Below are 9,158 nucleotides of genomic sequence, written 5' to 3'. Positions count from 1 at the left end.
GGCGCCTAAGCTGCTCGCGCCGGAAACCCTCAGCGCGGCCACCGAAATCGCATTCCCCGGGCTGAACGGCGTCCTGCCGGGCTTCGGTTCACGGACCTCTGCGGGACCTTCACGGACCTCTGCGGGACCTTCACGGACCTCTGCGGGAGTGGATGGAGGGCCGCTCCGGCCCGCTTCGCCCGGCCGCGCGACACCACTGCCAAAACCCCAATGCGGCATTGGGTGCGCGTGACGCACCGAATGCCACATTGGGTGCGTCAGATGCACCCAATGTGGCATTGGGGCGGAGTCCTGCCGAGCCTTGCAGAAGTCGTCTCCGGCAAGCCGCGGTCCGCAAGCCGTGGTCCGCAAGCCGTGGTCCGCGAGCCGTCGTGCGGGAGCCGCAATCTCGTTGCCGCGCGCGCCTGGCCGGACGGTCGCCGAGCGGATGGCTCGGCCGGGGCGGCACGAATCCCGGTGTCATCGCGCCGGGGCCGTGGCTGGTCGCCGTGCAGAGGCCGTCGCCGAGAAGATCTAGAACAAGCTGGGCGGCTCGTCCTCGCCGGGTTCGTCCCCGTTCGGACGCCAGCGGTACTTGCGCAGGTCCACCTTCTCGCCGTCCGCCAGCACGCCCTCGGCGCGCAGTCGCTCCAGCTGTTCGTGCAGCAGATGCGGCGCGGGCGTCCCGTTCGCGCGGAGGATGCGGTGCCAGGGCAGGTCGTGGCCGTCCTCGGCGAGGGCCCGGCCGACCATGCGCGGAGAGGGGGCGCCGGAGAGCGCTGCGACGTCGCCGTACGTCGCGACTGTCCCCGCGGGTACGTCGGCGATGACTGCGCGTATCCGCTCGTGCAGTTCGTCGTTCATGACCCGGCAGATGATAGTCCCGCCGAGGGGTGTGCCGGTGCGCCACCCGGGTGAGCGGGCATGGTTCCATCGCTGATGTGCACGTGCGGAGAGCAGGGAACGGACAGGCGCGGCTGGTGCGCCCGCCGGTCCCCGCCGCACCCACGTTCACCTGGGACGAGGACGCGCGGCGGCTGTTGTCGGCTCCCGCGGGCTTCCGTCGCGTGCTCGGCGGGCCGGGCACCGGCAAGACGGCGTTGCTCGCCACCGCGGCCGCGCGCCGGATCGCGGAGGGGGCGGATCCGGAGAGCGTGCTGCTGCTCACGACGTCCCGCCGGGCGGCAGACGCGCTGCGCGCCGACCTCACGCGGCGGCTCACGTCCGATCCGGACCAGGAGTCTCCGCTGCCGCGCACGGTGAGTGAACCGCTTGTGCGCACAGTGCATTCGTACGCGTTTTCCTTGCTGCGCCTCGAAGCTCGCGCCGAGGAGCTGCCGCCGCCGCGGTTGCTGGCGGGAGCGGAGCAGGACGTGGTCGTGCGCGAGCTGCTGGAGGGCGACCTGGAGGAGGGCGCGACCGGGTGGCCGGAGCAGTTGCGTCCGGCGCTGACCGTGCCGGGGTTCGCCGAGGAGTTGCGCGACCTGCTGATGCGGGCGGCCGAGCGGGGGCTCGGGCCGGAGGATCTGACTGAACTCGGGCATCGCCAGGACCGCGAGGAGTGGGTCGCCGCGGGGCACTTCTGGGCGCAGTACGAGGAGGTCACCCAGCTGCAGGGGGCTGGCGGAAACGCGCTCGGCCTGCCTGCCGCGCCCGCGCTCGACGCCGCCGAGCTGGTGACGTCGGCGTTGCTCGCGCTGGAGGACGACGACGAGCTGCGCGAGCGCGAACGAGGCCGGGTGCGGCACTTGTTCGTGGACGACGCCCATCACCTGGATCCGTTGCAGGTCCAGCTGATCCGCACGATCGGGCACACCGCCGAGGAATTCGTGGTGGCCGGCGATCCGGATCAGTCGGTGTTTTCCTTCCGTGGCGCGGACCCGAAACTGTTCGCCGATTCCGACAACGACGGCGACCGGACGGTCATGCTGACCACGTCGCACCGGCTCGCTCCGACGGTCCGGGCGGCGGTCGCGAAGCTCGGTGCGACGCTGCCGGGCGCCTCGGCGCATCGGAAGTTGGTTACCCCGCAAGGGAAACGCGGCGGCAAGGTCCGAGTGCGGCTGATGCCGACTCCGGCGGCGGAGGCCAGCTGGATTGCCGATCAGCTCCGCCGGGCGCATCTCGTAGACGGGGTTCCGTGGTCGGAGATGGCGGTGCTGGTGCGCTCTCCGGCGCGGACTTTCCTTGTGTTGCAACGCGCTTTGCGTGCGGCCGGGGTGCCGATCGGTTCGGCTACTGAGGAATTGCCGTTGGCGAAACATTCCGCGGTACGGCCGTTGCTGGCGGTGTTGCGGATCGCGGCGGAACCGGAATTGCTGGACGTCGACATCGCGGAGATGCTGCTGTCCTCGTCGCTGGGCGGGGCTGATCCGTTGGCGCTGCGGCGGCTGCGACGCGGTCTTCGTCGGCTGGAGCTGGCAGGCGGCGGGCAGCGGTCGAGTGACGAACTGCTCGTGGAAGCGCTGCGGGGCGGGGACATTCTCGTCGGTCTTGCCGACAACGAGGCGCTGCCGGTCCGTCGGGTCGGCAAGTTGCTGAGCGTCACGCACCAGGCGGTGAGCCGCGGGGACGGCGTCGAGCAGGTGCTGTGGGAGCTGTGGCAGGCGAGCGGGCTGCAGGAACGGTTGCTGCGGTTGGTGGATCGCGGCGGTTCGCTGGGCGCGCAGGCTGATCGTGACTTGGACGCCGTGGTGGCATTGTTCGATTCGGCGGGCCGGTATGCCGACCGGTTGCCCAAGGCGAGTGTCGCGGCGTTCGCGGACTATCTGTCGTCGCAGAACATCGCGGGAGACACGCTCGCTCCGGCGGCTATTCCGGGTGAAGGGGTTTCGCTGCTCACCGCGCATGCTTCGGCGGGTCGCGAGTGGACAGTCGTCGCGGTCGCGGGGGTGCAGGAGGGCGCGTGGCCGGACATGCGGCTGCGCGGTTCGTTGCTGGGTGTGGAGCGGCTGGTCGACCTGCTGTCCGGAGTGGACGAACACGACAAGGTGTCCGCGATCGCGCCGATCCTTGCCGAGGAGCGGCGGCTGTTTTACCTCGCGGCGAGCCGGGCGCGCCGGACGCTGCTGGTGACCGCGGTGGCCGGGGAAGATGAGCAGCCGTCCCGATTCCTCGACGACCTTGAGGAAAACGGTGCCGACGACGGCATGCTCGACTCCCGGATGAAGCCGCCGGGCCGGTCGCTCGTGCTGGCCGAATTGGTCGGCGAACTGCGCGAGGTCGTGTGCGACGACAAGGCGGACCCGGAACGTCGGCAGCGGGCGGCGAAGCAGCTTGCCCGACTTGCTGCGGCTGGGGTTCCGGGGGCGCATCCGGACACCTGGTACGGGTTGATGGAAGCGTCCACAGAGGACCCGGTGCACGGGCCGGGCGACCTCATGCGGATCTCGCCGTCCACTGTGGAAATCCTGGTGAAGTGTCCGCTGCGCTGGCTGATCGAACGACACGGCGGCAGCGATCCGGCCCAGCTGGCGGCGGTGACCGGAACTCTCGTGCACGGCTTGGCGCAGGCGATCGCGGGCGGAAGCACCGAGGAGCAGATCCAGGCCGCGCTGGACGAGGCGTGGGTGCGCGTGGACGCCGGTGCGCCGTGGTTCTCCCGGCGTGAACGGTCCCGGGTAGAGACAATGCTGCGCAACTTCGTGTCGTGGTTGGAAAAGTCGCGGCAGGAGCTGATCGAGGCCGGGGTCGAGCAGGACATCGAAGTCGAGTTGCCGATGGGCGACGAAGAGGTGCGCGTGCTGCTGCGCGGCCGGGTCGACCGGGTCGAGATGGACAAAGACGGCCGTCCGGTGATTGTGGACATCAAGACCGGCAAGGTCCCGGTCTCCGGTGCGGACGCGGAGAAGCACCCGCAGCTCGCGGCGTATCAGCTGGCGGTGCTGCTCGGCGCGGTCGAGGGCAAGAACACGCCTGGTGGCGCGAAACTCGTCTACGTGGCCAAGGGGAACAACAAAACCGGTGCCACGCAACGGGATCAGCCGCCGATGGACGAGGACAGCGGACGCGAGTGGCTGGAGCTTGTGCGCTCCGCCGCGGCTGCCGCGGTCGGTCCGGACTATCAGGCGCACGAGAACGCCGACTGCGACCGGTGCCCGGCGCGCGGTTGCTGCCCGCTGCGTCCGGAAGGGCGTCAGGTGACCGGACCGTGAGCCCGGTGGTGATCGCCAACCCCGTCGGACCCGCGGAAATCGCTGACGCACTGGGGCTGCACCGTCCGACGCCCGAACAGGCGACCGTGATCGCGTCGCCGGTCGAGCCGTCGCTGGTCGTCGCGGGCGCGGGCGCGGGGAAGACCGAAACCATGGCCGCGCGCGTGGTCTGGTTGGTGGCCAACGGAATCGTGAGCCCGGAGCGAGTGCTCGGCCTGACCTTCACGCGGAAAGCCGCGCGTCAGCTCGGTGAGCGAGTCCGGGCGCGGCTTCGTCGGCTCGCGGGTTCGGGTTTGCTGGAGCGGATCGACCCGTCAGGTGCCCTGCGGTCCACTGTGGTCGCGGGCGAGCCGACTGTGTTGACTTATCACGCGTATGCCGGGCGGTTGCTTTCGGAACACGGGTTGCGGCTTCCAGTGCAGCCGGGCGTCCGGTTGCTGTCGGAGACTTCGTCGTGGCAGCTTGCGCACCGGGTAGTGTCCACTTGGGACAATGACCTCGACACCGACCGCGTGCCGCCGACGGTCACCGCGCAGCTGCTCGCGCTTGCCGGTGAACTTGGCGAGCATTTGATTTCGACGGAGAAGCTCGGGCAGTACACCGAATGGCTGTGCGAGGTCATCGAAAACGCTCCGCGGGCTAAAGGACAGCGCGCGTCGCTGCCGGTGAAGCTTCAGGACGTATTGGCAGCGCAACGATTCAGGCTCGCGTTGCTGCCGTTGGTCGAGGATTACCACCGGCGCAAACGGGCGGAAGGCGCGCTTGACTTCGCGGACCAGATGTCGCTGGCCGCGCAGCTCGCGGACGGATATCCGGCGGTGGTCACGGGGGAGCGCGAGCGTTACGGGGCCGTGCTGCTGGACGAATACCAGGACACCGGGCACGCACAGCGAGTTTTGCTGCGGTCATTGTTCGGCGGCGTTGACCATCCGCCGATGCCGGTGACTGCGGTTGGTGACCCGGCGCAGGCGATTTACGGCTGGCGCGGCGCGAGTGCGGCGAACCTGCCCCGGTTCACCACGGACTTCCCGCGCCGCGGCGAGGAACGGCTCGAAACTGCGCACGAATTCGGGCTGCTCACGAGTTTCCGCAATCCGCCGGAAATTCTGGAGCTGGCCAACGCGATCTCGGAACCGTTGCGGCAGCGCGGACTCGGCGTCGAACGCCTGCGGGCGCGCGACGGTGCTGGTCCGGCGGACATCGCGGTCGCGTTGCTGCCGGATGTCCGTGCGGAACGCGAGTGGGTCGCCGACGCGATGGCGCAGCGTTGGCATGCGGAGAAAGAGGAATCCGGCAAGCCGCCGACCGCTGCGGTCCTGGTGCGCCGACGGGCGGACATGGCCCCGATCGCGGCGGAAATGCGGATGCGCGGGCTGCCGGTGGAGGTCGTGGGCCTCGGCGGGTTGCTGGACGAACCGGAGGTCGCCGACCTCGTTTCCACGCTGCGGGTGCTCGCCGATCCACTGGCGGGCAGTGCGGCGGCTCGGCTGCTGACCGGTGCGCGCTGGCGGATCGCGGCGGCGGACGTCGCGGCATTGTGGCGGCGGGCCAACGAACTCACCTCGCCCGAGCCGCGCGCGAAGGAGGGCGACGAACCGGAACTGGTCGCCGAGCGCGCGGAACAGGCCGGGCTGATCGACGCCGTCGACGAACCCGGTGCGCCCGAGCGTTATTCCGCGGAGGGGTACCGCCGAATTCGTCGGCTGGGCGCGGAATTGACCGCGTTGCGGCGCAGGTTGGATCAATCGCTGCCGGAATTGGTGGCGGACGTCGAACGCACGATGCTGCTTGACGTCGAATCGCTCGCCCGTCCAGGTTCGGCTGGCCGCGCGCATCTGGACGCGTTCGCCGAAGTCGTTACGGATTACGCGGAAACCGCGCCGACCGCGACTCTGTTGTCCTTTGTGGACTACCTGAACACTGCAGCGCACGCGGAAGACGGCCTCACACCTGGTGAAGTGCAGGTGGTTCCGGACCGGGTGCAGGTGCTCACCGTGCATTCGGCCAAGGGGCTGGAATGGGAAGTGGTGGCTGTCCCGCACCTGGTCGCTGAGGTGTTTCCGGGCAAGCGTCGTTCGTCGTCGTGGTTGCGCACTTCTACCGCGCTGCCCGCGCATTTGCGCGGTGACTCGGCGGACCTGCCGAAGCTGCAGATCGCAGAAGGCTACGACCGCAAGGAAGTGCAAGAAGCACTGGAACTGCACGAGGAAGGGTTCGTCGCGCGCGAAGCCGACGAGGAGCGACGACTGTGTTACGTCGCGCTGACCCGTTCCGAACGCGCGCTGCTCGTTTCCGGGCATTGGTGGAATGAAAGCAGCACCCGCGCCAAAGGGCCGTCGATCTTCCTGTCCGAGATCGCCGAGGTGCTGGGCGAGGCCGACCCGCCGCTGGGCGTGGTGGACGTCTGGGCCGACGAACCGGCGGAGGACGAGGAGAACCCGCTGGTCGCGGACTCGCGGACGGCGAAGTGGCCGGTGGATCCGCTGGGCGACCGGCGGTCCGGCGTGGCCACCGGGGTGGATCTGCTGCGGGCGGAAATGGCTGCCCTGGAAGAAGAACCGGAGCCGGAACCCAAGGCAGAACCCGAACCGGAAACCGAGCCTCTCCCGGCAGCCGACGACGACGAAATCCCGCTGCCGCCCGAACCCGAGGACGAAGACGAATATCTGCCAGACGACTTCGAAGACGACGAAGACGTCATCGACCCGGAAGACCCGGACGGCTGGGCCGCCGACACCGACGTCCTCCTCGCCGAACGCGCCCGCTCACAGTCCACAGTGGATCGCGTCGCATTGCCTGCGCAGCTGAGCGTGAGTCAGCTGGTGGACCTGGCGTCCGATGCAGACGCTCTCGCGCAACGCTTGCGTCGACCGCTTCCGTTGCCGCCCAACACCTTCGCCCGCCGCGGCACGGCGTTCCACAGCTGGCTGGAACAACGCTTCTCCGGCGACCGGCTGCTGGAGATCGACGACCTCCCCGGCGCGGCCGACGTCGGCGAGGCTCCGGACACCGATTTCGAAGCCCTGCAAGAAGCTTTCGAGAACAGCGAATGGTCCGACCGCGTCCCGGTGGCCGTGGAGGTGCCGTTCTCCGCGGACGTCGAAGGCATCACCCTGCGCGGCCGGATGGACGCCGTGTACGCGGATCCCGACGGCGGCTGGACCGTCGTGGACTGGAAGACCGGTTCGGTCCCATCCGAAGAACGGTTGCCAGCGCTGGCTGTTCAGCTCGGCGCGTACCGATTGGCCTGGGCGGCGCTGAAGAAAGTCCCGGTAGAACGGGTGCGCGCGGCCTTCCACTATGTCCGACCTGGACACACGCTGCGCCCGGCTGACCTGCTGGACGCGGAAGGCCTGCGTGCCTTGCTGCGCAACGTTCCCCGCGAGTAAGAGCTAGGCCCGATCGCGCACGGTCAACGCCCAGTTCACCAACGGCCACTGCATCGGCAACCGCAGCCACGCCACCGCGCGATCCCGCGCCGGACGGCCGCGTCGCTGATAGTCCAGCGCCATTTTCACGTTCCCCGGGAACACCCCGACGAACAGCAGCGCCGCCGCCAATCCGCCCAGCCGGCGCGTGCGCGGCAGCGCGATCCCGGCGGCGACGGTCAACTCGGCGACGCCCGAGGCGTAGGTCCACGTGCGCCGGTCACCGGGCAACTCTTTCGGGACCAGCGCGTCGAACGGCTTCGGCCGCGCGAAGTGCAGGACGCCCGCCCCGGCCAGGAGAGCGGCGAGAAAATGGGCCGGACGTTGCGACGCGCGAGGTTCGGGCATGCGGCAAGCCTGCCACAGCATGATCGCCGTGACGGGTGTGCGGGTGCTCCGATTGGGTTATCCTCCCGGCTGTGAGTGACGCCGAACGCGCGTTGGGGGCCGGTGCATGAAGGCCTTGAAACGGCTGCCCCTGAACGTCCGGTTGAACGACCGGCCCGACCACGAGCTCGTCGGCGTGATCCGGATGCCGGAGCTGACCGTCAGCCCGATGCGGGCGATCGTCAAGCGGATCATCGGCGCGCTGCTGGCGCTGCTCGCCACGGTGCTGATCGTCTACCTCGACCGGGACGGCTACCGCGACGCCAATGGCGACGGCCTCTCGCTTCTCGACTCGCTTTATTACGCGACAGTTTCCCTCTCGACCACCGGCTACGGCGACATCGCCCCGGCCACCGCGTCCGCGCGGCTGGTGAACGTCATCGTGATCACGCCGCTGCGGGTGCTCTTCCTCATCGTCCTCGTCGGGACCACCCTGGAAGTGCTCACCGAGCGCTCCCGGCAGGCGTTCAAAATCCAGAAGTGGAGGACGAAGGTGCGTGACCACACCGTCGTCGTCGGTTTCGGCACGAAGGGCCGCTCGGCGGTCAACGCGCTGCTCGGCGACGAGGAGGTGCAGGCCAATCGCGTCGTGGTCGTCGACACCGACCAGCAGGCGCTGGACGCGGCGAGCGCGCTCGGGCTTGTCACCGTGCACGGATCGGCGACCAGGGCGGACGTCCTGCGCGTCGCGGGCGTGCAGCACGCGCGGGCCGTAGTGGTCGCGCCGAACCGCGACGACACGGCCGTGCTGGTCACCCTCACCGCGCGCGAGCTGGCCCCGAAGGCGCACATCGTGGCTTCGGTGCGCGAGGCGGAGAACGTGCACCTGCTGAAGCAGTCCGGGGCGAACCAGGTCGTGGTGTCGAGCGAAACCGCCGGGCGGCTGCTCGGGATGGCGACGTCCACTCCGCTTGTAGTGGACATGGTCGAGGACCTGCTGACCCCGGAATCCGGACTGGCGATCGCCGAACGCGCCATCGAACCGAGCGAGGAAGGCGGCTCGCCGCGGCACCTGCCGGACATCGTGCTCGGCGTGGTGCGCGACGGGGTGCTTTTCCGGGTTGACGCTCCGCAGGCGGACGCGCTGGAGCCGGGGGACCGGCTGTTGTACGTCACCGGGTGCCGCCGCCGGGGTGACTGGTCCCGGGTCGGTCACCGGGGCACCGTTGTCCTGCCCGGGCGCCTCCGCCGGGGGCGCTGATTCCTCGGG

General features: G+C 69.6%; 5 protein-coding genes. 3 read left to right on the top strand and 2 right to left on the bottom strand.

All coding sequences use genetic code 11. The annotated features are described in order from the left end of the window. Positions 1 to 513: 513 nt before the first annotated feature. Positions 514 to 843 (bottom strand): MGMT family protein, encoded by a 330-nt coding sequence (locus ACWDNU_RS44180; RefSeq protein WP_449673242.1) that lies wholly within the window; start codon positions 841 to 843, stop codon positions 514 to 516. Between the two features lie 116 nt (positions 844 to 959). Here ACWDNU_RS44180 and ACWDNU_RS44175 point away from each other — a divergent pair, with 116 nt between their 5' ends. Together ACWDNU_RS44175 and ACWDNU_RS44170 are read left to right on the top strand one after the other, a co-directional pair. Further along, positions 960 to 4,133 carry an ATP-dependent helicase gene (locus ACWDNU_RS44175; protein WP_449673241.1) on the top strand — a complete coding sequence of 1,058 codons (3,174 nt, stop codon included), beginning with the start codon at positions 960 to 962 and terminating at the stop codon, positions 4,131 to 4,133. After that, positions 4,130 to 7,522, top strand: coding sequence for an ATP-dependent helicase (locus ACWDNU_RS44170; protein ID WP_449673240.1), 3,393 nt, complete (start codon positions 4,130 to 4,132; stop codon positions 7,520 to 7,522). The genes ACWDNU_RS44175 and ACWDNU_RS44170 overlap by 4 nt, the downstream gene beginning before the upstream one ends. A gap of 3 nt (positions 7,523 to 7,525) precedes the next feature. On the opposite strand, the gene ACWDNU_RS44165 is transcribed toward ACWDNU_RS44170, so the two are convergent. Continuing rightward, positions 7,526 to 7,909, bottom strand: coding sequence for a DoxX family protein (locus ACWDNU_RS44165; RefSeq protein ID WP_449673239.1), 384 nt, complete (start codon positions 7,907 to 7,909; stop codon positions 7,526 to 7,528). Between the two features lie 106 nt (positions 7,910 to 8,015). Between ACWDNU_RS44165 and ACWDNU_RS44160 the strand changes: the two genes are divergently transcribed. Continuing rightward, positions 8,016 to 9,149 carry a potassium channel family protein gene (locus ACWDNU_RS44160; RefSeq protein ID WP_449673238.1) on the top strand — a complete coding sequence of 378 codons (1,134 nt, stop codon included), beginning with the start codon at positions 8,016 to 8,018 and terminating at the stop codon, positions 9,147 to 9,149. The last annotated feature ends 9 nt before the right edge of the window (positions 9,150 to 9,158 follow it).

It is taken from the genome of Amycolatopsis sp. NPDC003676 (genome assembly GCF_053587275.1).
This window is presented reverse-complemented; position numbering and strand designations above follow the sequence as displayed.